General features: G+C 52.9%; 21 protein-coding genes and 3 pseudogenes. 15 read left to right on the forward strand and 9 right to left on the reverse strand.

The features are described from left to right. Positions 1 to 140 precede the first annotated feature (140 nt). Both FHW16_RS28170 and FHW16_RS28175 read right to left on the reverse strand, forming a co-directional pair. Positions 141 to 629 (reverse strand): Hsp20/alpha crystallin family protein, encoded by a 489-nt coding sequence (locus FHW16_RS28170; protein WP_182552778.1) that lies wholly within the window; start codon positions 627 to 629, stop codon positions 141 to 143. 118 nt (positions 630 to 747) lie between these two features. After that, positions 748 to 1581: a universal stress protein gene (locus FHW16_RS28175; protein WP_182552779.1), complete on the reverse strand. Its 834-nt coding sequence runs from the start codon at positions 1579 to 1581 to the stop codon at positions 748 to 750. Between the two features lie 134 nt (positions 1582 to 1715). Between FHW16_RS28175 and FHW16_RS28180 the strand changes: the two genes are divergently transcribed. The 8 genes and pseudogenes from FHW16_RS28180 (at position 1716) to FHW16_RS28215 (ending at position 8976) form a co-directional block, all read left to right on the forward strand. Continuing rightward, positions 1716 to 2102, forward strand: coding sequence for a hypothetical protein (locus tag FHW16_RS28180; RefSeq protein ID WP_182552780.1), 387 nt, complete (start codon positions 1716 to 1718; stop codon positions 2100 to 2102). A gap of 74 nt (positions 2103 to 2176) precedes the next feature. Beyond that, positions 2177 to 2995: a universal stress protein gene (locus FHW16_RS28185; RefSeq protein ID WP_182552781.1), complete on the forward strand. Its 819-nt coding sequence runs from the start codon at positions 2177 to 2179 to the stop codon at positions 2993 to 2995. 100 nt (positions 2996 to 3095) lie between these two features. Next, positions 3096 to 4613 carry a PAS domain-containing sensor histidine kinase gene (locus FHW16_RS28190; protein WP_182552782.1) on the forward strand — a complete coding sequence of 506 codons (1518 nt, stop codon included), beginning with the start codon at positions 3096 to 3098 and terminating at the stop codon, positions 4611 to 4613. Next, positions 4603 to 5223 (forward strand): response regulator FixJ, encoded by a 621-nt coding sequence (gene fixJ, locus FHW16_RS28195; RefSeq protein WP_182552783.1) that lies wholly within the window; start codon positions 4603 to 4605, stop codon positions 5221 to 5223. Before FHW16_RS28190 ends, fixJ begins: the two co-directional genes overlap by 11 nt. A 123-nt stretch (positions 5224 to 5346) precedes the next feature. After that, complete coding sequence (locus tag FHW16_RS28200; RefSeq protein WP_182552784.1) at positions 5347 to 5730, forward strand: hypothetical protein; 384 nt, start codon at positions 5347 to 5349, stop codon at positions 5728 to 5730. 71 nt (positions 5731 to 5801) lie between these two features. Continuing rightward, positions 5802 to 6461 (forward strand): helix-turn-helix domain-containing protein, encoded by a 660-nt coding sequence (locus FHW16_RS28205; RefSeq protein WP_246712010.1) that lies wholly within the window; start codon positions 5802 to 5804, stop codon positions 6459 to 6461. A gap of 31 nt (positions 6462 to 6492) precedes the next feature. Next, positions 6493 to 7236, forward strand: a pseudogene (locus FHW16_RS28210) (YoaK family protein); the annotation flags it as partial. 123 nt (positions 7237 to 7359) lie between these two features. Further along, entirely contained in the window at positions 7360 to 8976 is a 1617-nt protein-coding gene (locus FHW16_RS28215) for an MBL fold metallo-hydrolase (RefSeq protein ID WP_182552785.1), read from the forward strand. A gap of 51 nt (positions 8977 to 9027) precedes the next feature. Here FHW16_RS28215 and FHW16_RS28220 read toward each other — a convergent pair whose 3' ends face one another. From FHW16_RS28220 to FHW16_RS28235, 4 genes are all read right to left on the reverse strand, one after another. After that, the gene (locus FHW16_RS28220; protein WP_182552786.1) at positions 9028 to 9678 is read right to left on the reverse strand and encodes a BON domain-containing protein; all 651 of its coding nucleotides are present in this window, start codon (positions 9676 to 9678) and stop codon (positions 9028 to 9030) included. A 90-nt stretch (positions 9679 to 9768) separates the two neighbouring features. Next, entirely contained in the window at positions 9769 to 10971 is a 1203-nt protein-coding gene (locus FHW16_RS28225; RefSeq protein ID WP_182552787.1) for an acetate/propionate family kinase, read from the reverse strand. A gap of 4 nt (positions 10972 to 10975) precedes the next feature. Further along, a complete protein-coding gene (locus FHW16_RS28230; protein WP_432652096.1) occupies positions 10976 to 13390 on the reverse strand; it encodes a phosphoketolase family protein in 2415 nt (804 codons plus the stop codon). A gap of 301 nt (positions 13391 to 13691) precedes the next feature. Next, positions 13692 to 16250 (reverse strand): cation-translocating P-type ATPase, encoded by a 2559-nt coding sequence (locus FHW16_RS28235; protein WP_182552788.1) that lies wholly within the window; start codon positions 16248 to 16250, stop codon positions 13692 to 13694. Between the two features lie 252 nt (positions 16251 to 16502). Between FHW16_RS28235 and mgtA the strand changes: the two genes are divergently transcribed. The 3 genes from mgtA to FHW16_RS28250 are packed head-to-tail and all read left to right on the forward strand — an operon-like array spanning position 16503 to position 19984. Next, positions 16503 to 19178: a magnesium-translocating P-type ATPase gene (gene mgtA / locus FHW16_RS28240; RefSeq protein ID WP_182552789.1), complete on the forward strand. Its 2676-nt coding sequence runs from the start codon at positions 16503 to 16505 to the stop codon at positions 19176 to 19178. Further along, positions 19175 to 19384, forward strand: coding sequence for a hypothetical protein (locus tag FHW16_RS28245; protein ID WP_182552790.1), 210 nt, complete (start codon positions 19175 to 19177; stop codon positions 19382 to 19384). Before mgtA ends, FHW16_RS28245 begins: the two co-directional genes overlap by 4 nt. A 54-nt stretch (positions 19385 to 19438) precedes the next feature. Further along, a complete protein-coding gene (locus tag FHW16_RS28250) occupies positions 19439 to 19984 on the forward strand; it encodes a cytochrome b (RefSeq protein WP_182552791.1) in 546 nt (181 codons plus the stop codon). A gap of 49 nt (positions 19985 to 20033) precedes the next feature. Here the strand turns inward: FHW16_RS28250 and FHW16_RS28255 are convergent, their stop codons facing one another. Continuing rightward, complete coding sequence (locus FHW16_RS28255) at positions 20034 to 20552, reverse strand: GNAT family N-acetyltransferase (RefSeq protein ID WP_182552792.1); 519 nt, start codon at positions 20550 to 20552, stop codon at positions 20034 to 20036. A 289-nt stretch (positions 20553 to 20841) separates the two neighbouring features. Here FHW16_RS28255 and FHW16_RS28260 point away from each other — a divergent pair, with 289 nt between their 5' ends. Then, positions 20842 to 21087: a hypothetical protein gene (locus tag FHW16_RS28260; protein ID WP_182552793.1), complete on the forward strand. Its 246-nt coding sequence runs from the start codon at positions 20842 to 20844 to the stop codon at positions 21085 to 21087. 46 nt (positions 21088 to 21133) lie between these two features. Here FHW16_RS28260 and FHW16_RS28265 read toward each other — a convergent pair whose 3' ends face one another. After that, complete coding sequence (locus FHW16_RS28265) at positions 21134 to 21526, reverse strand: hypothetical protein (RefSeq protein ID WP_182552794.1); 393 nt, start codon at positions 21524 to 21526, stop codon at positions 21134 to 21136. A 403-nt stretch (positions 21527 to 21929) separates the two neighbouring features. Next, positions 21930 to 22391 (reverse strand): annotated as a pseudogene (locus FHW16_RS28270) (BamA/TamA family outer membrane protein); the annotation flags it as partial. On the opposite strand from FHW16_RS28270, the pseudogene FHW16_RS28275 reads away from it, so the two are divergent. From FHW16_RS28275 to FHW16_RS28285, 3 genes and pseudogenes are all read left to right on the forward strand, one after another. Continuing rightward, positions 22386 to 22733 (forward strand): annotated as a pseudogene (locus FHW16_RS28275) (ATP-binding protein); the annotation flags it as partial. The pseudogenes FHW16_RS28270 and FHW16_RS28275 overlap by 6 nt on opposite strands. A 99-nt stretch (positions 22734 to 22832) precedes the next feature. Next, on the forward strand, positions 22833 to 23459 hold the full coding sequence (locus FHW16_RS28280) for an SH3 domain-containing protein (RefSeq protein ID WP_182552795.1): 627 nt from the start codon (positions 22833 to 22835) through the stop codon (positions 23457 to 23459). Positions 23460 to 23535: 76 nt separating this feature from the next. Then, positions 23536 to 24168 carry a pyridoxamine 5'-phosphate oxidase family protein gene (locus FHW16_RS28285; RefSeq protein ID WP_182552796.1) on the forward strand — a complete coding sequence of 211 codons (633 nt, stop codon included), beginning with the start codon at positions 23536 to 23538 and terminating at the stop codon, positions 24166 to 24168. The last annotated feature ends 92 nt before the right edge of the window (positions 24169 to 24260 follow it).

Below are 24260 nucleotides of genomic sequence, written 5' to 3' on the forward strand. Positions count from 1 at the left end.
CGTGTCGATACTCGTTAGACATAAGCCTATCCTCAAGCACGTGCTTGAGCCTTTCTGCTTATGCTGAGTGTCCGGTCGAAAGTGGGGGCAGTTCAGTCCGCTTCGATTGTTTTGGCGAAGCGGACAGATTTGACGACCAGTCAACCTTTGATAGGCACCTTTTTAGACTGGTGAAGCAGCTCTTGGGGCTTTTCCACCTCGATTTCCAGAACACCTTTGGAAAACTTGGCCTCAACCTTGTCGGCATTGATGTCGAACGGCAACGAGACTGACCGGGAGAACGCTCCAAAGGACCGCTCGGTGATGAAACTCTCTCCGTTTCTGCCTTCCGAACGTGACTTCTTTTCACCGGAAATTGTGACGGACTTGCCACTGATAGATACATCGATGTCCTTGTCATCAACGCCCGGCAGTCCCACGCTGATACTGACGTGCTTTTTGTGGTCCTGGACGTCAAGTTCCAACGTCATATGGACGTCAGTGCCAAGACCCAGGGAATGATCGCCTGACAGCATGCCGTGAGAAAAGTCATCAAACATCTTGTTGATCTCCTTGCGGAGCCGCTTGAAGGATAAGGGTTTTCTGCCCGTGTGATCGACCTGCGATGGGATTACTCTATTCACATTCATGATGGCTCCTTTTCTTTTTGAGATGGCAATCCATGTCGCGGATTGCCGAACAGGTTGAGGAGAGCATCAGCGCCCGCGATCATCATTGATGAAGTTCAATCGCGGGTGCGTATCTTGACTAACGCATCATGAATATAGGAAGGGATGGCGCATCGAGCATCGATTTGGTTACGCCGCCGAAGATACGCTCACGCAGGCGAGAACGGCCATATGCCCCCATCACCACCATGTCGGCGCCTATTGAGGCTGCATGATCGCTCAGAACCTTGGCAACCGTCTTTCGCCCAGCCGGCAGATGATCAAACGTAACATTTGCCCCCCGCCGCGTAAGATAGGCAGCAATGCCGGCGTCGTGACTGATCTCTTTTTCATGGGCAAGTTTTGCTTCGCTGACGGTTGTCAGATGTACCTCTTCCGCACCAGTAAGAATATCAATCGCTTCATGCGTAGCCCGCAAGACTTCAATGCTTCCATCCCATGCCAGCATGACTTTCTTTGGATGAAGCGTGGCCTTGGCGTCCTTTGGGACGATCAGCGCCGGTCTTGAGGACTGGAACAGGACACCTTCAATAGTGGGGTCCCGCAACTGCGGCTGAAGCAAGAGATCTGGACCAATCACAACGAGGTCGGAACAGCGCGCGCGCCTGCCGATCACATCATCCAGCCAATCCTTATGGGAATACTCCGTGTTTACATCGCATGAGAGCGCGTAGACGTTGAGCAGAGATGTAACTTTCTTCTGCCGTGCCCTGATGGAAGCAAGCTCTGTCTCCCGATCCAACAACCAGTCGGACGACTGCATGACGTTGTAAGCGCCAACAGGAGATGGAGCAACCCCGACAATCAATACACTCAAATGTGCATCAGCTTCGAGGCTGAGATTGATGGCATTCATGAGGTCCTGATTGCACTCATCCCTGCCGATAACACAGAAGACCGTTTTGCAAGACATGGTGTTCATCCTTTCAGGCTTAGTTCAATTTTCTACCTTTCATTAAATGCGTGGCTGAAAGCGTTCCTTGCGCTGGATCAAAGCGCTTCCGGCTTTCTGCAGTAGATTGCGTTGGAAACAAGGGAGTATCTGCCATGAGTGAAGCCAACCTGATTAACTCCAAATTCCGGCACGTGCGTCTTGTACTCGCGCGGGAAAAAGCACACCCCTGTGGTGATGACCACGAGGGGTATGACCTCTTGTTACCCCTGGATGAGGATGGCCAAATCGACGTCGCGGAATGGAGGATATGTCAGGAAAAGTGCCGCATCAGGCATTTTCGTTCCGGGCAAGATGAACGCATCGGATACCTGAGACGCAGACCGGGTGGCGCATGGTATTTCGATTACCCGGATACTGAACCCGACAATGAAAGAGTCTTTCGTTTCAGCGACGAGCATTTCATCAACGGCGAATATGTGTCGATCAAAACAGCGGGAGCAATGCACACCTACCGCGTGGTTTTCGTGGAAAAGCCATGATGCGCCCAGGTACCACCGCCCACCTGCGGCGGCATCATCATCCCCCCACCCCGGCTCCCATAGGAGAGAATATCATGACCTATAAGACCATATTGGTTAGCCTCAATATTGATGGCCCTTCAACGCCGACAGTCGAGTTCGCCACGGATCTGGCAAAACGATTCAATGCCCATCTGATTGGATTAAGTGCCGCCGATGTCAGCCCGTTGATTGCAAGTCCTGACGGAATGGGTGTCAATGGTGATGTGATGCAGCTTGAACGGGAAGACATCGAGTTCCGTTTAAAGGAACTGCAGCGGCATTTCGAGACAATAGCCGGTGCGTCGCCAGGTTATGAATGGAGAGATGCCGTGGCCAATCCCACACGTTTGGTCATTGAAATGGCCCGGGCAGCTGATCTCATCATAACAGACACAGACGGCGGGTTCGATCTTGACAGCAGTTGCTCGATCAATCTTGGAAATGTGTTGCTCGCGTCCGGTCGACCAGTCCTGATCAGTCCAAGAGGCGCTCGGCACATGTTTTCCAACAGTGCATTGGTCGCATGGAAGGATACAAGAGAGGCACGCCGGGCAATAAGCGATGCCATACCGCTGCTCTGCCAAATGGACAATGTTGTGGTTGCAACTGTCGATAGGCAGGGGGACAGCCTTGTTGAGGAATCTGTGACGGACGTCGTTGAGATGTTGAAGCGTCACAACATTCGCGCCCGCAGTGAAATTATCCGCGATAAACGCGAAAGTGAGAGCCTGTTGGAGTTCGCCAGTTCCATCGATGCGGACCTGGTGGTTTCCGGAGCCTACGGCCATAGTCGCGTTAGAGAACTGGTATTTGGTGGCGTCACCAATTCCCTGCTAGGCAAGCATGAATTCAGTCGGCTGATGGCGAGTTAATCTTATTCCCGATCGGCTTCGCAAAGAGCAGTTGCGTTTGCCAACCAATGCAGCAAGATGTTGCAGATCATTGAAAAGCCGTGATCGATCCGGAGACAAAATGCCGGCACGCGACATACCGGGCCTTAAGGGCCGATTACTGCAGGCGGCTCTCTCCTCTCAGTTTGAGGGAGCCAGGGGCTATCTCCTTGCGACCATTGCTGTTGGCACATCATTCCTCGTACGGTTGGCACTACAAGGTTTATTGCAGGATCGGGCCACGTTCATAATGTTTGTGCCTGCAATCCTGATTGCCTCCATTGCAGGCGGAATTGGTCCGGGCCTGTCTGCTGTCGCTCTATCACTATTCTCCGCCTTCTATCTTCGAGGAATGCTGTTCAACGCATCGGAAAATGCGGTTGAATACATCATCCTTCTTATTGTCGGCATGGCGATCGCCTGGATGGGAGGACTGCTGCATCGCGCCCGCCGTGTTACCGATAAAACCGTCAGCGACCTTGATGCGCGCGAGGCGCATCTGCGTTCCATTCTCGACACCGTGCTTGATGCCACTGTCGTAATCGAGAAAGACGGAACAATCACTTCATTCAACGCGGCCGCCATCAGGCAGTTCGGCTATTCTGAAGCTGAAGTCGTTGGTCAGAATGTACGAGTGCTCATGCCAGAACCATATCGCCATGAGCATGACGGCTATATCAGGCGGTACATGGAAACGGGCGAAAAGCGGATCATCGGTGTTGACCGGGTAGTGGTTGGCCGCCGAAAAGACGGATCGACCTTTCCAATGAAGCTCGCCGTCGGTGAATTCAAATCCGGAGGAAAGAGCTTCTTTACCGGGTTTATCCGTGATCTCACCGAACGCGAAGAATCGGCTGCCCGCCTGGAGGAAATTCAGGGAGAACTGGCTCGAATGGCGCGGCTCAATGAACTGGGCGAAATGGCCTCCACACTCGCACATGAACTTAACCAGCCACTTTCGGTCATTGCCAATTATGCGCAGGGCTGTACTCGCCTGTTGCGGGACATGGATGATACTGTTGCGACAAAGATGCGTGAAGCTCTTGAAGAAATGTCGAGGCAATCACTCAGGGCCGGTCAGATCATCCGCCACCTCCGCGAATTCGTTACTCGGGGAGAGACAGACAAGGCTCCCGAAAATATCCGTAGTCTTGTAGAGGAAGCAGGTGCACTGGCCTTGGTCGGATCACGTGAACGCGGAATGCGTTCGGTATTTGAGTTTGGGGCAGATGCCAAACTTGTGGTGGCTGACAAAGTCCAGATACAGCAGGTTCTCATCAATCTGATGCGCAATGCCATGGAGGCGATGCGTGATAGCGATGTACGCGAATTGGTTGTCACAACGTCCACGAACGGAAATGGTATGGTTGCCGTCGATGTCGCTGATACCGGACCAGGAATTTCCGATGAAATAGCTGCCCAGTTGTTCAAACCGTTTGTGACAACGAAGCCGGGCGGTATGGGTATCGGACTTTCTATTTCAAAGCGTATCGTGGAATCCCACGGAGGCGAGATTTCCGTGCAGCGAAATGAGAATGGCGGTGCTACATTCCGCTTTACACTTCCCGCACTTGAGGACGAGACACTGAATGGCAAGTAGCGATTACACCGTACACATCGTTGATGATGAAGAAGCGGTCAGAAAATCGCTGGCATTCCTTTTGACGATGTCCGGACATGCCGTCCGCTTGCACGATTCCGCGACATCTTTTCTCGCCGTCGCTGCCGCCATCCGCAATGGCTGTCTCGTGACGGATCTGCGCATGCCGGATATGAGCGGTGTGGAATTGTTGCGCAAACTTCAGGCCGCATCCATTACCATTCCGTCCATCGTGATTACCGGACATGGCGACGTGCCGATGGCCGTTGAAGCTATGAAAGCCGGAGCACTTGATTTCATCGAGAAGCCATTTGACGAGCAGACACTGCTTGACGCCATCGAACGTGCCGCGGCGCAACTGAACAAAGTCCCTGACACAGAAGACGCCGATGCAATTCTTGCGCGTCTTGCGCAATTAACCGAACGCGAACACCAGATCATGTACGGTGTTGTGCAGGGGCTTGCTAACAAATCGATCGCCTTTGATCTCAAGATTTCGCCACGCACTGTTGAGGTCCACAGAGCGAATGTGATGACCAAAATGCAGGCCAAGAGCTTGCCGGAATTGGTCAGAATGGCGCTCAGTGTCAAATTTGGCAGCGATGCTTGAACCGTGCTGCAAAGTTTTTTGGGTGATTTGATATAGCGCAAAGTGAACTTCTTTCTGAAGCGCTAAACCCGTCGAAGCCGACTTTCCGGCAACCGATCAGAGATCGAGTTTCGAGGAAGTTCTTTGACCCACCTGAGCAAGATCCTGATTATCGTCCCAGACCGGGGATTTCGGCGGTCCATCGAGTTCGCTTTGGAGGTCGAAGGGTATAAAGCTGTCTCCTTTTCAACCATGGATGCGGCTTCCGACGAAATTCAAGCATCGAAGGCAGATTGCGCTGTAATCGATGAGACAGCGCTTAAAAACGACTCTGCATCATGGAATACTCTTCGACACGTGCCGATACCCGTCATTATGCTGGTTGACAGAGCGCATCCGTTTCCCGAGGCTAGTTTCGTTCGGTTTTTGATAAAGCCTGTTTTTGGTAATGCACTGATCACAGAAATCAGAAAGCTTACTGGTGATAAACCAGATCCTTCAGACACGTCTCTACGGGAAAACCCGTAGGTACATAACCGAATTACGCAAAATACCGATTTGCACGATGCTCTCACCAACAGAGAAAACGGGAGATCATCATGTTCGCTTTCACAACACAGCAAATGGCCGGCCACAGACAATCTGTGGTAACAACCGCAGCCGCCCTTGTTCCATTGCCCTTCGGAGCGACATGCCCGCAACACACGACCTTCTATGGACCCGGCTGCGAGATCTTTGCACAAGGGGAAGCAGCGGGCCAACTCTACCAGGTTGAATTCGGAGCCGTACGCGTTTACCGTTTGCTTTCAGACGGTCGCAGACAAATCAGCGCCTTCTATATGCCGGGCGAAGTCTTTGGTTTTGAGGGGGATACAGTCCACCATTTCTTCGCCGAAGCCATTGTCGGCACCAGTATCCGCAGCTTTCGCGCTTCGCAGTTGAATGATGCCTCTCATATCCTTTTGCCAATGACATTGCGCGGGCTGACCCGGGCTCAGGAACATCTGCTTGTCCTTGGCCGTCAGACGGCTGCAGAGCGGGTTGCAGCATTTCTCCTTGATCTTGCCCACCGCCAGGGCGGGCTTGAACAGATCGATCTGCCGATGTCGCGCATGGATATTGGCGATTACCTTGGCCTCACCATTGAAACGGTATCGCGGGTTTTCTCCAGGCTGAAAGCCAAGGGCATTATTGCCCTACCCTCTCTGCGCACGGCTGAAATCCTGAAGTGGAAGACCCTTGAAGCCATGAGCGACTAGCCCGACAACAAATGCCAAGAAGTCTTAAACGATCATGCTTTCATTTTTGCGGCAACTAACCTCCCATGACCGAAGAGACGATACGGATTTTCAGCTTGCCTGCATTTTAACTTTCGTGGCCGGCGCTGTGAACGCCGGCGGCTTTCTTGCCGTAAACCAGTATACATCGCATATGTCAGGCATCGTGTCGGCGATGGCAGACAATCTTGTACTGGGCAGTTTCGACCTCCTCCTGGCAGGTTTCGGCGCATTTATCTCTTTTGTGGCTGGTGCGGGTGTTTCGGCAATGCTCGTTAACTGGGGCAGACGTCGAAAACTGCACAGCACCTTCGCCATCCCCATTCTTGTTGAAGCCTTTCTGCTTTTGTGTTTTGCGCTCACTCGCAAGGGTCTTTCGCAGCACAATTGGCTGATTATTCCGGCCACGATCATGCTGCTGTGCTTCATCATGGGCCTGCAGAACGCCGTCATCACCAAGCTTTCCAACGCCAGAATTCGAACAACGCACGTTACAGGTATGGCCACTGACCTCGGCATCGAGCTGGGGAAGCTACTCTATTGGAATGCTTCGGGGGTAAACAGCTCGTCCGGTCCTGTTCTGGCGGATCGAGCCAGATTGAAAGTCCACGCTACGCTGATCGCGTTATTTTTCATCGGTGGAGTGATTGGTGCATTCGGATTCAAGTTTGCAGGATTTGCAGCCGCCGCAGCGCTTTCACTTATTCTCGTTGTTACTGCAGCGGTTCCCCTCAGCGACGATTTGAGATTGAAATTGCGCTGACTGCCCTACCCCCATATGCATCACTGCTCCTGATTTGATCGATATCAATGCCATGCGCGTGCACCCGGAAGATGCTGGTTGGATATTCAACGCTTCCGTTCGCAAGGGCAAAATACGATGTCATTTCCCCGCCTGCATTTTCACGGTGCGGCTCGTTCCGTCACAGGTTCCTGTTTCGAGATAGAAACCGGAACTGCCCGCATTCTCGTCGACTGCGGCCTGTTCCAGGGTCCAAAGTCCGAGCGGGAGCTGAACTACAAACCCTTTCCCTTTGACCCCACAAAAATCAACGCGGTCCTTTTGACCCATGCGCATATCGATCACAGCGGGCTTTTGCCCAAACTGGCAAGCAACGGTTTCAACGGCCGGATTTTTGCTACCAAAGCCACTATCGATCTTTGTTCTGTCATGCTTCCGGATTCCGCCCATATTCAGGAAACCGAGGTGGAACAATTGAACCGTCGCAATACGCAGCGCGGGCGTCCGACGGTCGAACCAATCTATACCCAGGCTGACGCTGCGGCATGCATGACACTGTTTCGACCGGTGGAATACAAGGACTGGATCAATATTGTGCCGGGTATCAAGGCGCGATACTGGAACGCCGGCCACCTGCTCGGATCCGCATCCATCGAAATTGAAATAGCACGGAAGGGCGAAGATAAGCCCGTGCGTTTGTTGTTCTCCGGAGACGTCGGCCCCGCCCACAAGCTTTTGCAGTTTGCATCAGAAGGCCCGCGCGATATCGACTATCTCGTGTGTGAATCGACTTATGGCGACCGCGAGCGCGGCGAAGTTTCGTCGGATCAGAGACGAGCTATTTTGCTCGATGAAGTGCAGATGGCCGTAAAGGCCAATGGCCCTCTCATCATTCCTTCTTTCGCTGTCGAACGCACGCAGGAACTTCTGGTCGACCTTTTTCTGCTGATGAAAGCCGGAGAGATCCCGCAAACAAACATTTTTGTAGACTCGCCCCTGGCAACACGCGCCAGCGCAATTTTTGAACGGCATACCTCTGAAATCGAACGCGGCGACATCCTGCGCGAGGCGCTCAATGACAGTCACATCCGCTTTACGGAAACCGTGGAGCAGAGCAAATCAATCAACCGGATTTCCGGCTTCTTCATCGTCATTGCCGCCAGTGGCATGTGCGATGCCGGTCGCATACGCCACCACCTTAAGAACAACCTATGGCGCAAGAACGCAACCATCCTTTTGACGGGATATCAGGCGCAAGGTTCGCTCGGACGAATTCTGCTCGATCACGCCACAAGCGTTCGTATTCAGGGCGAAGAAGTTCAGGTGAAGGCCAAAATCCGTCAGCTTGATCTCTACTCAGGCCATGCTGATGCGACCGAGCTCGTAGACTGGGTTTATGATCGCTTTCCTATCTGCCAAAATATCTTCCTCGTTCACGGGGAAGAAACAGGTCTCAATGTGCTGAAGGGCCGTCTTGAAGAACAGCAAGGGTCCGTTCGCATTCTGATACCTGAGCTGGATGATGTGTTTGAACTGCGCGCTATGGGCGCTCGCCCAATCCCCGGCGATCATCCGCGCCGACTGCAGCCTGGCAAGGTTGCCCATCTCGATTGGCACAACGACCTGTCGAAACTGCTGCTTGATGTCAGTGACGCTGTGGGAAATGAAGCCGATGAACGCGGCAGATCATTGATAATCCGCCGACTAAGGGATGCATTGAATGATGTCAGAGAAAGAGAGGATTTTGTGAAATGAGTTCGCTCGGCGGACCGGTGCAGATGAGCCGCAACAGTCCGCCGACAGGCATCAGCCGACCGTTATACGATCATCAACCTTCTTAACTCCTGGTGCTGACCAGGCTGCCCGTTCGGCAGCTATGCGGGCAAACCATGCATTTACTTTACCTTGCAACGTCACCATACCGGCATCGTTCACATCGACGTTGATTGACTCGGCATCGACATGGGCAATACGCCGAAGGGCGTCTTCAATACGGCGCTTCACGTCGAATGCGGAGACATGCGGTTTGACCTCAATATAATTTGCCACATCGAATACCCCGACAAGTCCGCGAACGGCTTCCGTGGCCGCGATCTTTTGATAGTGCCACTCAACTGTTCCCGTCAGCATAACGCGGCCATCCTCCACCCTTACCTGCACTGATCCGTTCGGGATAACCGTATTCCAGCTGATGATATTGAGGGCTCTTTTTGCAATCTCGTCATCGGCTGTGCGATGACTGCCAAAAGGGCGCACTTCGATCTCCTGGGCAATGCCCCTGACACCCTTGACCCTGCAAACAGCCTCTGCGACCGAATTCTTTTCGCAATATGTTGGTACATGTCCCGTCAGGGTAACAACGCCGTTTTCCACGGCCACGCCGATACTGGCCGCATTGATGCTGGGCTCATATTCCAGCTCATCGATAATATTTTGTCGCAAGGCGATATCGTTCATTTCCGTTCCTCTCGGATATCCGGGAGATCACGCAATTCTCCCTGTCGAGACCACGGTGCCATACGATTGATTGAGGCGCATTGATCGTGATCAATGTGTTTGGCAGGCGGCAAAATATGCTGAAGTACAGAGTGACCGGATTTCTTTGGCAACCGCCAGTTCTTCGTCAGTCGCCATGGTGAAAACGTTCACTTTCGAGCCTGAAGCGGTGATGTCTTCGTCACCCCGCGCATTGCGTGCCGGGTCAATTTCCACACCGAGCCACCGGGTTGCTTCTGCGATCTTCTCCCGGATCAAGGCAGAATGCTCGCCGATGCCCGCACAAAAAACCAGAGTGTCAAGTCCGCCAAGTGACGAGGCCATGACAGCCATCTGTTGAGCAGCCCGGTACACAAACAGATCGACCGCTTCCCTGGCTGAAGGCTCCTTGGACGCCAGCAATGTCTGCATGTCACCGGATATGCCGGAAACACCCAAAAGGCCCGATTTGTTATAAAGTAGTTCAAGGATATCGTCCGCGGACATGCCCCGATCCTGCAGCAAATGCAGAACAATGCCGGGATCAAGCGATCCGCATCTCGTGCTCATAATCAGTCCATCAAGGGCCGAAAAGCCCATTGTAGTCGCAACGCTTGAGCCTTTCTCCATGGCACATAGACTTGCACCGCTGCCCAGATGCGCGACGATTGTACGTCCTCCGGCATCGCCACCAAAATTTTCCCGCAAGCGTGATGCGATGTAAGCATAGGATATTCCATGAAACCCGTAGGAAACCATGCCTTGCCCTGCAAGTTCTCTGGGAAGACCGTAAAGGGTGGCAATGCGCGGTCTGCTGTGGTGAAACGCGGTATCGAAACAGCCATACTGTTTGGCTTCTGGCAGAGCTTTTGCCGCTTCGGCTACAATCTCCAGATTGCGCGGCTGATGCAGGGGCGCAAGCGGGATCAGCTTGTGCAATTGCGCGATGACAGCGTCATCAAGCATCGTTGCGCCTTCGAATTCACCGCCTCCATGAACGATCCTATGACCAATCGTTTTGACCGCGTTCAAAAAACCCCGACCAGACAGATGGCTCAGCACCAGTCCCGCGGCCGACTTCACGTCGAAACCTTCGCTATCGACAGGAATTTCCGAGCTTTGCCCGTCGGTGCCCTCAGCCAATCTCATTCTTGGATTTGAATCCAGCGAAGAGATACTGCCGCGAACGTGCACGCGGAAGGTGTCGTCCAGTTCAAAGATTGCAAACTTCAAACTGGAAGAACCTGCATTGAACACAAGGATAGCGTCGCTCATACGGTCATCCTACTTCGCCTGAAGCATTCGAATGCCATTTCCAGTTGAGTATCTCCGGCATGTCTTCTCCATGAGCCCGGATATAATCATGATGCTCGAGCAATTTGGCCTTCATCATTTCGGCAAGCTTTGCGCCCGATGCCCGCGCTGCCGGAACCTTGTCAATGACACTCAGAACCAGATGATACCGATCAAGCTCGTTGAGAACCGTCATGTCAAAGGCGGTCGTGGTTGTCCCCTCCTCGTTATAACCGCGGACATGAAAATTGTCGTGATTGGTGCGCCGATAAGTCAGGCGGTGGATTGTCCAGGGGTAACCATGGTAGGCAAAAATGACGGGTTTGCTGTCTGTAAACACTGCGTCGAAGGCTGCGTCGGAAAGGCCATGCGGATGACGCTCTTTCGGTTGTAGCGACATCAGGTCAACAACATTGACCACTCTGACATTGAGTTCCGGCATATGCTCTTTCAAGATGCTGACAGCAGCCAATGTTTCGAGTGTTGGCACATCGCCGGCACACGCCATGACGACGTCCGGCTCGCCGCCATTTTCTGTTGACGCCCAATGCCAGACACCAAGTCCCTCCCGGCAATGAATTTTGGCCTGTTCAAGCGTGAGCCACTGCCAGAGCGGCGGCTTTCCTGCCACGATGATGTTGATGCGGTCCCACGTTTGCAGCACATGCTCGGTCGTGCACAACAGCGTATTGGCATCCGGTGGCAGATAGACCCGGACAATATCGGCCTTCTTGTTCAGGGCAACATCGATAAAACCGGGGTCCTGATGACTGAAGCCATTATGATCCTGATGCCAGACGTGACTGGTCAAGAGATAATTCAAGGAAGCAATCGGCTGCCGCCACGGAATATCGCGGCTCGTGTCCAGCCATTTGGCATGCTGATTGAACATGGAATCTACGATATGAACGAAGGCTTCATAGCATGAGAAGAACCCGTGCCTGCCGGTCAGAAGATAGCCTTCCAGCCAACCCTGACAGGTATGCTCGGACAGAATTTCCATAACCCGGCCATTATGGCCCAGATTGGTGTCCTCCGGCAGTATTGATGCCATCCATGTGCGGTCTGTCACCTCGAAGACGTTTTGCAATCTGTTCGACGCCGTCTCATCCGGGCCGACAATGCGGAAATTTCTGGTGTCAACGTTGGCGGTCATGACGTCGCGCAGGAAAGCGCCCATAACTTTGGTTGACTCAGCTTTGACAGTGCCTGGCTCGAGAACCTCAACGGAATGGGACGCGAGGTCGGGCATTTTCAGCATTGTGCGCAATAGACCGCCATTTGCATGCGGATTGCATCCCATCCTGCGGGCACCCTGCGGTGTGGTTGCGGTAATGGCAGCCACCGGCGCTCCCTTTGCGTCAAAGAGCTCTTCCGGCCGGTAGCTGTGCAGCCAGTCTTCCAGCAACTTCAGATGCTTTGGATTGTCTGCCAATCCCGACAAAGGCAACTGGTGCGAGCGCCAGAAACCCTCGGTTTTAAGACCGTCAACCTCCTTTGGTCCTGTCCAGCCCTTGGGGCTGCGAAGGATGATCATTGGCCAGGTTGGACGCGCCGCGTATGCATCGTAGTCGTGACGTGCATTCTCCTGAATGGCGCGGATTTTCTGCATCGCCTCGTCCATGGCACTGGCCATCAACTGATGCATCAACACCGGAATGTCGCCCTCAACGAAAATCGGTTCATATCCATATCCCACAAAGAGTGAACGCAGTTCTTCCTTGGGAATGCGGGCAAGGATCGTTGGATTGGCGATCTTGTAACCGTTGAGATGCAGGATCGGCAGCACCGCCCCATCGCGTTGCGGATTGAGAAACTTGTTGGAATGCCACGCCGTTGCAAGAGGACCGGTTTCCGCTTCGCCGTCACCAACAACACAGGCAACGATAAGATCCGGATTATCAAAAGCCGCACCAAAGGCATGGGAAAGTGAATAACCAAGTTCGCCACCTTCATGGATGGAACCGGGAACATCCGGAGCTGCGTGGCTTGGTATTCCGCCCGGAAATGAAAACTGCCTGAAGAGTTTGCGCATTCCGTCTTCGTTGCGAAGAATGCCTGGATAACGGGCGCTATAGCTACCCTCAAGATAGGTGTTTGCGACCATGGCCGGACCGCCGTGTCCGGGGCCGCACACATAGATCATATTGGCATCCATCGTCCGAATGACGCGGTTGAGATGGGCATAGGTGAAGCTCAGCCCGGGCGACGTTCCCCAGTGCCCCAACAGCCGCGGTTTGACATGTTCGATCTTCAGAGGCTTTCGCAGGAGCGGATTGTCGAGAAGATAGATCTGCCCAACGGTCAGGTAATTGGCGGCGCGCCAGTAGAGGTCGATATTCCCCAGTTCCTGAGCCGATAAGTGGCTGGTCGTATCTCGTGCGGGAGCAATGTTCATCATAGATCCTTCCGTTCCGGTGCCTGCGGTACCCGCATCAGCCACCTTTAAGAACAACCAGTGAGCAGGCATTGCGTTCCGAAATCGAGTTGCAAATGCCTGTTCACTGATCACCCAAAGATGCGATCAGGTCTTCGAACGTTCAGAATGCGCTCATTTGAATTCACGGCATTGCGCTGAATCAATCCGTTCGTGAAGGCGTCAACAATCAGGAAGTGTCCGTATATACGGACCTTTCGATTTCCAGGCTGCCATTGAAGCCTGCTTAATGGGAGGCGTTTCGATTTGCTATTGCAGGGGCCGGCTATCCGACGATACGTCGAACGGCCGGGAAGAGCTTGATCAGATCAAACAACAGGACCACACTCAAGCCGCCACCTGCCGCCAGTAGGACCAGCTCTATCGTGGGACGGGTAAAACCGAAAAGTTCTGCCAGCGATGGATGAAGAATGCAGATAGTGACGATAACGGCGGCAATTGACGCCGCAATCCAGAAACTCATTCTGCCACGATCAAACAAATGCAGCAATGCCGATTCACGTGTGCTGTTTGCAAATACGAGTGACAAATTGCCAGCCGTTACGGCAATAAAGGTTGCCGTTCGTGAGACTTCAACAGAGTAATCCTCGAATAACAAACCCCTGTAAAGTGCGAGACAGAATATCAGCAAGACGCCGCCTTGTACGAGCCCAAAAATGATCTGAGGAATCCCGACCAACGGGTCATCCACCTGCCGTGGCGGCCGGTCCATAATGTTAGCTTCGGCTGCAGTACGCTCGAAAACGATCGAACACATCGGATCAATAATCATTTCAATGATGACAACATGCGCCGGAAAGAAAAGTGGCGGCATATTGAAGACCAAAGGCAAGAGTGCCAATCCCGCGATCGGAACATGGATCGCGGCAATATAGATCATCACTTTCCGCAGATTGTCGAAAATACGCCTCCCCACCTTCAAAGCACGAACGATGCTGCCAAAATCTTCATCCAGCAGAACCAGACCCGCCGCCTCTCTGGCGACATCCGTTCCACGTTTGCCCATTGCAATGCCGATATGGGCTGCCTTGAGCGCAGGAGCATCATTCACGCCATCGCCAGTCATGGCCACAATCTCACCCTGGCTTTTGAGCGCCTCAACAATCCGCAGTTTCTGTTCCGGCATGATGCGCGCAAAAACGTTGACACTGGCAACAAGGTGTTGGAGTTGGGCATCACCTGCCTGTTTGATTTGATCGCCAGTGACAGCGCCATTCGATATATCGATGCCGGCAGACGCGGCGATTGCCAAGGCCGTCGCCGGATAATCCCCGGTGATCATTTTAACGCAAACGCCAGCACGCGACGCTTCACGCACAGCTGCTGGAACACTGGGCCGCAAAGGATCCTCGAAACCCACCAGCCCGGTAAAAGCGAACTCGAACTCGTGTTGTGATTCCGGAAGCTTATCCATAGACGTAGTGCCAGTTGCGATCCCTAGAACCCGCACGCCCTGTTCAGCCATGACACGCACATGGTCCATAATCTTCGCCTTTCTTTCTTCCGAAAGATGGCAAAGTTCAATAACCGCTTCGGGCGCGCCCTTACAGGCGACTATGAAATGCCCGGTATCATCCTTCCAGACAATCGACATAGCCAGCAATTCTGGCGTGAGTGCATACTCCCGGACCATGGGCCAAACCGTGTCGGGTTCAAAGGCAGGCGATGCCAAGCCCACAACCGCCCTATCCATGGGATCAATGGATGAGCGGCGTGTGGCAAGCCATGCGGCATGCAACAGTGGGCGAAACGTTTGCGGGATATTCTTTGAATCTGCACCAACGCTGAAATGTTCTGACAAAATGTCGAGTAATCGCACCCGCATCCGATTTTCGGTAAGCGTTCCGGTCTTGTCCACACATAAGTTGGTGGCTGCTCCAAGAGTTTCGATAACGGCAGGGCGGCGTGCCAATACCTTGACCTGTGCCAGTCGCCACGCTCCAATCGCAAGGAAAATTGTCAAGACGACAGGGAACTCTTCCGGTAGCATGCCCATGGCAAGGGCAATCCCGGAAAGGATGCCTTGCAACCAGTCTTGGCGGAAAAACCCGTAAAACAGAATAAGTGCACAACATACCAGAACCGCCAATATGCCAAAAATCCTGACAATACGACCCACTGTGATCTGTAGGCGTGTTTGTTCGACGACGATCGATGCCAAGGACACACCAATGCGTCCGGCGCGCGTTCGCGGCCCCGTATCAGAAACCAACGCAATGCCATGGCCCTTGACGACAAGCGTTCCGGAATAAACAAACGGTTGGTCATCGCCGCCAGGCTCCGCCTTCACATCTTCATGACTTGTGCGCTTGCGAACGGGAACGCTTTCTCCCGTCAGCAAGGATTCATCAACCACCAATCCGGAACAGATGAGTAAAAATCCGTCGGCTGGGATACGCTCACCTTCGTCAAGCAGCACAACGTCCTGGGGCACGACATCAGCCCCTGGAACTGTGCATTCCTTTCCATCGCGCAGAACATGAGCTGTGGGAGCACCGAGATTCCGCAGAGCCGCAAGGGCCTTTTCACTTCGCTGCTGCTGATAAAAAACAAGTCCTATGGTCAGGATTGCAAAACCAGCCAGCAACAATCCCTCTGCCAGATCCCCTATCAAAAGATAGAGCGTAGCTGCTGCAAGAAGGAGCAAAAGCATGGGCTCCGTCAGGATTTCCTTTGCAATGCCGAATACTGACCGCACAGCACTATCTGGTATGCTGTTGGAGCCATATTTTTCGCGCTGTTGCTCAACCTGCAAACTGGTGAGCCCTTTCGACATTGGCTCGACAGGTACTGCGGCAAGAGTGATCGGCCGTGGTATATTCATGTTGTCACCCCTTTGCACGCAGGACTGCGTTCCCTGGCGTTATTGTGACTTTCCACTTTAGGATTACGCATGGACGGTCTCATTGCGCTGGATCAATTCGGCATAACGCATGCAACAATTAAGATGGCATCACAGACTCTGGTGACCCCTGCATTTGACCCTGATCAATGCAGCTGGTCCGACAAACGCTTATGCCTACTGGGACAATGATCAACGAGCGATCATTTGTCTTGCGCGAAAGAAGTCCAGGCCATGCGATTTAAATCTTCAAGCCCTGTTGAGCTATTATCTTTCGGAGTTGGCGATTCCGCTTATTGGACATGGCCAGCAGCACAGCTTCTTGTCATGCTGGCCACAAAGCGAAGTGGCCTGTCTGCCGCCGAGGCAAAGGTGCGCCTTACGACAACGGGCCCAAATTCCCTTGTTGATCCGACAGGCAGAGATGCATTCACAATCTTCGCCCGCCAGTTTCGCAGTCCGCTTGTTCTGATACTGGTCTTTGCGGCTGGATTGTCCGCCCTTGTTGGCGAGGGGAACGAAGCGATCATTATAGCGACGATTGTTCTGGCGAGCTGCGTTCTGAGTTTCACGCAGGAATACGGTGCATCAAGAGCGGTCGAGGCTCTTAAGCAGGCTGTCGCACGCAAAACGACAGCATTACGGGATGGACAGCGAACAGAAGTTTTGGCCACGGATATCGTACCCGGTGATATAATCAACCTTTCTGCAGGCAATCTTATTCCGGCCGATAGTATCGTCATTGAAGCGCGTGATTTCAATGTTAGTGAATCCGCGCTCACGGGAGAGACGTTTCCGGCCGTCAAATCACCTGGGGTCACCAAAGCAGATGCAGGGCTTTCCAGTCGCAACAACTGTATCTTTACAGGCACGTCAGTGCGAAGCGGAACCGCAACCGCACTTGTCATTAAAACCGGACAACAGACAGAATTCGCTCACATAGCAGCAGCAATAGAACGGCAAATTCCCGAAACCGACTTTGCCCGGGGTATTCGCAGGTTCGGCTATCTCATGACCGAGATCATGCTGGCCATTGTCATTCTGGTCCTCGTGGCAAACCTTCTCCTTCACAGGCCATTGATTGACTCGCTCCTGTTTTCTCTGGCGCTTGCCGTCGGACTGACACCTGAGCTCCTGCCTGCCATTATCAGCGTGACCCTCGCACGAGGCGCACGGTCCATGGCAAAAAATGGCGTCATCGTTCGCCGGCTCGAAGCAATCGAGAATTTGGGCAGCATGGATCTTTTATGTACGGATAAAACAGGCACCCTTACCGAAGGCGTAATCCATCTCGACGGCTGCTTTGATGTACGAGGCAAGGCATCGCCGGATGTTCTGCTATGGGCTTGCCTGAACGCCACACTTCAAACAGGCCTTAACAATCCGCTGGATGAAGCTATTGCAGCTGCTCCCGAGCGGCCTTCCACAGTATCCAATTTCGCCAAGGTTGACGAAATTCCTTATGATTTTTCCCGCAAGCGGCTTTCTGTCATAGTAACTGACAAGGCAAATCCGGGGAATGCATTTTTGATATGCAAAGGTGCCGTCCAGAATGTGCTCGAAGCATGTTCCACGGTGCTTGCACCTTCCGGCGGTCTCCCGCTGGACGAAGCAGCGCGTGCCAGTATCGATGTTCTCTTCAAAAACTGGAGCAATGACGGCTACAGGGTTCTGGGATTGGCAACCCGTACGTTTCCGTCAGTTTCTATAGACAGAAAGGGAGCGGAGGCCGAGCTTACCTTTGCAGGCTTTCTGCTTTTTCTGGATCCGCCAAAACCTGGCATCGCTGAGACCATTGCAGATCTCGCACAAAAGGGTGTCGCCACCAAAGTCATAACCGGCGACAACAGATACGTTGCCTCCCATCTTGCCGCGTCAATTGGCTTGCGTCACGAACTCATACTCACGGGCGAAGACATGGGCAGGCTGACAAAAAACGCCCTGTTCGGCGCGGTAGCCAGGATCGATATTTTTGCTGAAATCGACCCCAACCAGAAGGAACGGATTATCGACGCATACCGCCGGCGCGGACATGTGGTTGGTTATCTAGGGGATGGTATCAATGATGCGCCAGCACTACATACGGCTGACATCGGCATATCTGTAAATGGAGCCGTTGATGTTGCCCGCGAGGCAGCAGACATTATCCTTCTGGAACGGGATCTTGGCGTTTTGTTACGCGGCATTGATAGTGGCCGCAGAACCTTTGCCAACACCATGAAATACATTTCCATCACGACAAGTGCCAATTTCGGCAACATGATCAGTATGGCTTTTGCATCGCTGTTCCTGCCATTCCTCCCGCTGCTGGCACAGCAGATTCTCCTCAACAATCTGCTTTACTCGGTCCCATCCCTTGCGATTGCCGGAGACAACGTGGATCCGGAAGACATTGCAGCTCCCAGACAATGGGATATCAAATCCGTCCGTCGTTTCATGATCAGCTTTGGACTTGTCAGCTCCGCGTTCGATTTCCTGACATTTGGCTATCTGGTCTACTTTGTTCAGGCTGCACCGGAGACGTTTCGCACCGCATGGTTTGTTGAATCCTTGCTCACCCAGTTGGCAATCGTCATGATCGTACGCACGCATAATGTCGCATGGAAATCAAAACCCAGCCCGGTGCTGTTTGGATTAACGGTGCTGACAGCCGCATCTGCTATTGCAATACCCTACCTGCCCATGGCGCCCTGGTTTGGCTTTGTGCCAATGCCCTTGCCACTTATCTTGGGTCTTCTGGCCATTTCCACGCTCTATCTCGTCGTCTCGGAAGGGACCAAACGTTGGTTCTTTTCAAAAGAGAACAAACGCATCGCGGGAAAACGTCCAAAGCCATTCAACGTCGGGGGTAAAGGTGCGAAGACGCGCCATGCTGAAGTGGCGCTCAGCGGCAAGGGAGCAGTCTCATGAGACTGCTGGAGAACGGGCTGTTGGTTATCGCGTTCATATCGATGATAGCGATCAGCCTCCGGATGACATTTTATGAAAATGCCGTCTTTCGCTCTTCACAAAAGAACTGCCGCGATACCGATACGGTTAATAGCAACGCCTCCGTTGATGACTTTGCTATGCGGTCAAAGCAAAGCCAAGGGCAGCACGAGCGTGTCCGAACATAGGTTTGCCCGAATGTCGATGCTGATTAGAATGATTACAAACTGGAGGATTGCCAAATGGCAGCCAAGATCTACTCCTCATCCCAAAAAACATTGCATTGGGCCGTATTTGTCCTGGTAATAGGACTTTACGGCCTTACGTTCGGCGATGATCTCTTTCAGCGAGGCGATCCAAATCGGGCATTTGCCTGGTGGCTGCACATATCATTTGGCCTGCTTTTGGCCGCACTCGTAGGCTGGCGTATTGTTTTACGGCTGATGAGGGGCGCGCCAGATCTTCCGTCATCCATGACAGGCATAGAACAGGTGACAGCCAAAGTCGGACATGCCGCGCTTTATGCGCTGCTGATTGCAATTCCCACTCTTGGAATCCTGCTGACGTGGTATCGGGGAGACGCGTTGAGTTTCTTCGGACTGTTCACTATCCCAGCCCCCTTCTCGCCCGACCGTGAAACAGCAAAATCGATCAAGGAATTGCACGGCCTTTGCGCCAATGGGATTTTGATCCTGGCTGGCCTCCATGCCTTGGCAGCACTGTGGCATCACTTCATCAAAAGGGATGACGTTCTAAAGCGGATGCTGCCAGGAAGATCAAACGGATGATGGGGGTTCCTCAGGGACAAGTCCCTGAGGAAAGTGTCGTCAACAGATGTTAACCCGCGCTCGATTGCCTGCGTACGATCACGAGTGATGAATCGTCCGGATAGGGTTCGGCCACAAATCCGAATTCACGTTCGAGCTCAATGGCTGCATGATTTTCTCGGCTCTCGATTGATTCCAACGTTCCGACACCTTTGGCTTCAGCGTATCGTGTGAGGTGGCCGAGCAATTCCCAGCCGACGCCCTTGTGCTTGTCTTCTGAACGAACAGAAATAGCTACCTCTCCCCTGTTCATCTCATCGTCGCATGCAAGCATTGCTGTTGCGATGATTACTTCTTCAGGATTAAAGGCCAGAAAGTTTTCCGTTCGCACATGATCAATCTGGGTAAGGGCAATAAGGCGATCATGTCCAACTTCACGCGCACTGGACAGAAAGCGAAATCGCCGGTCTTCCGGTGTTACATGTGTAAAGAACTCAGCGAGTGCCGGTTCGTCCTGCGCACAGGCGGGGCGAACGTGAAACGTAAATCCTGTTCGGGTGGTAATGTCTCGGCTCCAATTGTCCGTCATCTTCTGTTTCTCCTGGATCTCTCGGGCAATCACAAGCTTCGCCGGTTCGTTGATCCATTATTGACCGCAAAGCTTCTCACTGTGACCCATCCGCCACTTATAGCCATCTGGCGAACAAATAGGACCGAAAGGGCACGTTGTGATCCACCATTACAACCATTCGGCAACTTCACATTGACCCTGATCAAAGTGTGGCCTCGCAGCGTATGGTACGACGTTTCAGTTACATCGAAGGCAGCGCTAAATTCGAGCCGCTAAAGCGACTGGACATGAAACAAGGAGCTGTAGAATGTGCCGTACTAAAACATATGGTGATGCGCTTGAAACACTTCTCACGGCTTTGAACCTCGTAAAGCAGGAGATTACTATCATTACCGATCTGATCGCTTCAGACGCATCTGCAGGTGAATCCATTACCTTGGCGAAGAAAATCGTCCGTCCAAGGCAAGACGAGTTGATCGCAAAGGCAGAGATCATTGTAAGAGAATTGCGCCAGCTGGTAGCGGCGTGCAATGAGAAACAAACAGCTCATTGAAGAATGCCGGAGCATGCGCTCCGGCATTACGCGCTTGGCTGTGGTATTAAGAGGCTATCGTGCTCGCCGCCATATCGTCAAGTGCGTTATCCACGTCAAAGCTTGAATGCGTTGCCACTTGAGCAAGAACCCGTGTTCCAAGAGCGTTCATCGTCCGCATTTCTTCAACGTAGTCAGCAATCGATTCCTGGCAGAATTTGCCTAACACACCAAATGTGTTCTGATATTTTTCTGACACAATCAGATCATCGATCAGTTTCACATTCTGTTGAGTTCGATGCCTGTAGAATGACAAAGTCTCGATTTGAATTCGCATCAGTGCTTGTACAGAATGAGCCTGAGTATGGGCCGTCGCCAAGCCAAACTGGCGCACCAAGGCTGCTACAGGATTGGAATTCATTAACGCGCCAGGTGATATTAGTTGGTTTGCATAAGTCACATACATGACCTCCGATTCAACCCCATCGCAGAATGCTTTGCAGGTCTCATTGCACTGACATTGAGGCTGCTATCGGTCATTGATATGGATCAAACGGGAAGTCGTGAACGACACCAAGCATGAACTTCGGATAGAATTTGATCGCAATCAACGCCCGCGTCTTTGGTCATTGCTACGCAAACCGTTGCCCTCACTCATGAAGGAAGGGTTGGATAGCCTACCCCGATGGGGGGACCTGGATTATGATACCAAAACCACACAAATCTTTCGGCGATCCCGAACGTCCTGTGGAATGTGAAGCCGCAATCCAGGATCACGTGTCAAACCTGTTCAACGAAGCATTCGGCGCAGGTTGGGGCAAGCAAGAATGCCTTATCGTAGATCGTCATAAAGCGGGGCAAAGTCAGAATTTGCTCGACATGCCAAAGTTGAAGTTCTGGATCTGGTCGCCTGCAACTTTCTTGACCGGCACAGCGTAATCGAAACGCAGCGGGCCGAATGGCGAGGCCCACATGATGCTGGCACCAACTGATGCACGCCATTCCACACCAGTCGTGTCAACCGGGCTCTTCGCCTGCGGCAGATCACTTCCGTAGAGCGTTGCCGCATCTGCAAACATTGCACCGCGAATACCCAGGCTCTCGGGAACAACAGGCAATGGGAACTGCGTTTCCACACTGGCATTGAAATAGGTCGTACCTCCGAGGAAACCGCCCTTTTCATCAGCAACGTTCGCGTCACGGGGACCAATACCAGCATATTTGAAACCACGGATCATGTCCTGATTGTTTTTGAACGTATCAAAAACACGCAGTGGTTCGTTGCCAAAACCTTTGATGTAGCCTGCACTGACACCAATACCCCCGGCGAATATTCAGGCCTTGAAGACAAGGAAATCCTGATCGGTATTTCCAAAAGCGGCGCTTCGAAAATGTCAGACGCGATGTCAACGGGAACACAGTTTCAGAGCTATCTCGCGCTGCGGCTTGCCGGCTATCAGGAGTTCGCTGAGGTCAGGCCGTCCGTGCCCTTTATTGCCGATGACATCATGGAAACGTTCGATGAACCGCGCTCTGAAGAGGTGTTTCGTCTGCTGAGCGAAATGGCTTCCATCGGCCAGGTGATTTACCTTACTCACCACAGGCACCTCTGCGACATCGCTCAGAAGGTTCTGCCAAGTGTGCGAATACATGAGCTGAACGCTTAGGCTCTCATCCTACGCACGATACAAACACCTTCCTACCGGATGGCCCCTTGTGCTTGGTTGAACTTCAGTTGAAGCTCCAACCTGTGGTGGGGGCACTTCATGCGGCGGTTTCTGTTCTGGGCAGTGATTATCGTGGCCGGCATTTCCTGGCTTGGTTCGCACAAGAAAGATGTGCAACCCTCTTCGGCATCGCTCACTCAGCCCTCCCCTCTCACACCGCCCTTCACCAACAAGCCGCCAGCAACGTCAGCACCAGAAATGCCCGCCGCTCCCGACGTCACGGAAACAGTGCGGGCCAAATTAAAGGCGGCCACCGGCAAAACCGTCTTTGTGCGTGGTAAAGCTGCAGCCCTGCGTGCAGGACCGGGCAAGAATTTTTCGATCATTGACAGATACGACAACGGCCGTGAAGTCACCCTTCTGGAAACGCAAACGGACTGGTCTCAGATCAGGGACAACCTCACACAGAAGGAGGGCTGGATTTCGGCAAAGCGTCTCAGCGAGACAAAGCCCGCTGAGGCGTTGAAACGGGAAACATCTCAAGAGCCAGAAGCTTTGCCAAAGCCCAAAATTGAAATTCCCAGAATCAACGATACCACCATCGTCCAGAGCATCATCGCGCAATCTATAGCGGTCTATCCCGGATCCTGCCCCTGCCCGTACAACACAGAACGCGGCGGGCGACGATGCGGCAAGCGCAGCGCCTACAAGCTGAGAATTATGTAAGCGGTCCAGCGCCTGACAAATCTGATGTGCGCACCTCATCTTGAGGTATTAAGAAGTGCCCTTTGGGAGGAGAGGTATGGATTCTAAATTCGTCATCGACAGCGAAGAGGCGTTGCGCGCACTTTACGCGGCCACGCATGACCTCGCTATTCAGAAGTTTCAGGAAAGCCTTGGGATACATGCGCAAGCGTTAATCCGACGTTCGCCGTTCCTTTGTTTGGGCACACAGGATCTAAACGGCCGGGCAGATGTGAGCCCGCGTGGCGACCCTCCGGGGTTCGTAAGTATTCTGGACGACAGGACATTGGCTATCCCTGACCGTCCAGGGAACAACCGGTTGGACAGCCTTTCCAACATCATAGCAAATCCCGCTGTGGGGATATTGTTCATGGTCCCCGGTTTCGACGACACCCTGCGCGTCAATGGAGTGGCACGAATAGTCACTGATCCGACTCTTCTCGAAACCATGACAGTCAATAACCGCGTACCCACTCTCGCAATAGTAGTGCAGGTCCGCGAGGTCTTCCTGCACTGTGCAAAGGCGCTTAGGCGCTCGCATATTTGGGATATAGCTCACCATCAGGATCGCAAACAGATGCCATCGTTGATCAAGATGATACTGGACGAAACAACTGGGGCGCCGGGAGAGGAAGAGATGCGAAAGATCGATGCGGGGTTGGAGAAGGATTACAAGGAGACGATGTACTAGGCCCTGTTGACAAAGTATGGGAGCCATAGCTTTGCAGCCGCCAAAGCGAGAAACGCAGCGAATGAAGTTTTTGTCTTGTCAAAGCGGGTTGC

The sequence above is a fragment of the Phyllobacterium myrsinacearum genome, from assembly GCF_014138285.1.
Lineage (GTDB): Bacteria > Pseudomonadota > Alphaproteobacteria > Rhizobiales > Rhizobiaceae > Phyllobacterium > Phyllobacterium myrsinacearum_A.

Excerpts from the sequence above, each read along its gene's own strand:
- FHW16_RS28180 (WP_182552780.1), top strand. The coding sequence starts at position 1,716 with ATGAGTGAAGCCAACCTGATTAACTCCAAATTCCGGCACGTGCGTCTT.
- mgtA (WP_182552789.1), top strand. The coding sequence starts at position 16,503 with ATGCGATTTAAATCTTCAAGCCCTGTTGAGCTATTATCTTTCGGAGTT.
- FHW16_RS28215 (WP_182552785.1), top strand. The coding sequence starts at position 7,360 with ATGTCATTTCCCCGCCTGCATTTTCACGGTGCGGCTCGTTCCGTCACA.
- FHW16_RS28220 (WP_182552786.1), bottom strand. The coding sequence starts at position 9,678 with ATGAACGATATCGCCTTGCGACAAAATATTATCGATGAGCTGGAATAT.
- FHW16_RS28170 (WP_182552778.1), bottom strand. The coding sequence starts at position 629 with ATGAATGTGAATAGAGTAATCCCATCGCAGGTCGATCACACGGGCAGA.
- FHW16_RS28230 (WP_432652096.1), bottom strand. The coding sequence starts at position 13,390 with ATGATGAACATTGCTCCCGCACGAGATACGACCAGCCACTTATCGGCT.
- FHW16_RS28245 (WP_182552790.1), top strand. The coding sequence starts at position 19,175 with ATGAGACTGCTGGAGAACGGGCTGTTGGTTATCGCGTTCATATCGATG.
- FHW16_RS28235 (WP_182552788.1), bottom strand. The coding sequence starts at position 16,250 with ATGAATATACCACGGCCGATCACTCTTGCCGCAGTACCTGTCGAGCCA.
- FHW16_RS28175 (WP_182552779.1), bottom strand. The coding sequence starts at position 1,581 with ATGTCTTGCAAAACGGTCTTCTGTGTTATCGGCAGGGATGAGTGCAAT.
- FHW16_RS28255 (WP_182552792.1), bottom strand. The coding sequence starts at position 20,552 with ATGACGGACAATTGGAGCCGAGACATTACCACCCGAACAGGATTTACG.
- FHW16_RS28250 (WP_182552791.1), top strand. The coding sequence starts at position 19,439 with ATGGCAGCCAAGATCTACTCCTCATCCCAAAAAACATTGCATTGGGCC.
- FHW16_RS28225 (WP_182552787.1), bottom strand. The coding sequence starts at position 10,971 with ATGAGCGACGCTATCCTTGTGTTCAATGCAGGTTCTTCCAGTTTGAAG.
- FHW16_RS28185 (WP_182552781.1), top strand. The coding sequence starts at position 2,177 with ATGACCTATAAGACCATATTGGTTAGCCTCAATATTGATGGCCCTTCA.
- FHW16_RS28285 (WP_182552796.1), top strand. The coding sequence starts at position 23,536 with ATGGATTCTAAATTCGTCATCGACAGCGAAGAGGCGTTGCGCGCACTT.
- FHW16_RS28190 (WP_182552782.1), top strand. The coding sequence starts at position 3,096 with ATGCCGGCACGCGACATACCGGGCCTTAAGGGCCGATTACTGCAGGCG.
- FHW16_RS28280 (WP_182552795.1), top strand. The coding sequence starts at position 22,833 with ATGCGGCGGTTTCTGTTCTGGGCAGTGATTATCGTGGCCGGCATTTCC.
- FHW16_RS28260 (WP_182552793.1), top strand. The coding sequence starts at position 20,842 with ATGTGCCGTACTAAAACATATGGTGATGCGCTTGAAACACTTCTCACG.
- FHW16_RS28205 (WP_246712010.1), top strand. The coding sequence starts at position 5,802 with ATGTTCGCTTTCACAACACAGCAAATGGCCGGCCACAGACAATCTGTG.
- fixJ (WP_182552783.1), top strand. The coding sequence starts at position 4,603 with ATGGCAAGTAGCGATTACACCGTACACATCGTTGATGATGAAGAAGCG.